At 43.6% G+C, this 551-nt stretch carries 1 rRNA gene; it reads left to right on the top strand.

The annotated features are described in order from the left end of the window. Positions 1 to 34: 34 nt before the first annotated feature. A 16S ribosomal RNA gene (locus tag C2M33_RS10085) occupies positions 35 to 551 on the top strand; the annotation flags it as partial.

Below are 551 nucleotides of genomic sequence, written 5' to 3' on the forward strand. Positions count from 1 at the left end.
GATGATTGTTAGTTAGCTAAACCGCTTGGTTTATCTAATTAATATGCTCTTTAAAAATTTGGAAAGCTGATATTAAAATTCTTATAGATACTTGTATCTATAAAGAGTTTTCAAAAGTAAAAAATATGCCAGTTAATCAGCAATGATTAATCGGTATCTACTTTAGTATTCTCATCATTATTTGATGATAGCTGTGACGTTACTTACAGAAGAAGCACCGGCTAACTCCGTGCCAGCAGCCGCGGTAATACGGAGGGTGCGAGCGTTAATCGGAATTACTGGGCGTAAAGCGTACGCAGGCGGTTTGTTAAGCGAGATGTGAAAGCCCCGGGCTCAACCTGGGAACTGCATTTCGAACTGGCAAACTAGAGTGTGATAGAGGGTGGTAGAATTTCAGGTGTAGCGGTGAAATGCGTAGAGATCTGAAGGAATACCGATGGCGAAGGCAGCCACCTGGGTCAACACTGACGCTCATGTACGAAAGCGTGGGGAGCAAACAGGATTAGATACCCTGGTAGTCCACGCCGTAAACGATGTCTACTAGAAGCTCG

The organism is Pseudoalteromonas sp. T1lg122 (assembly GCF_002964825.1).
GTDB classification, from domain to species: Bacteria; Pseudomonadota; Gammaproteobacteria; order Enterobacterales; family Alteromonadaceae; genus Pseudoalteromonas; species Pseudoalteromonas gelatinilytica.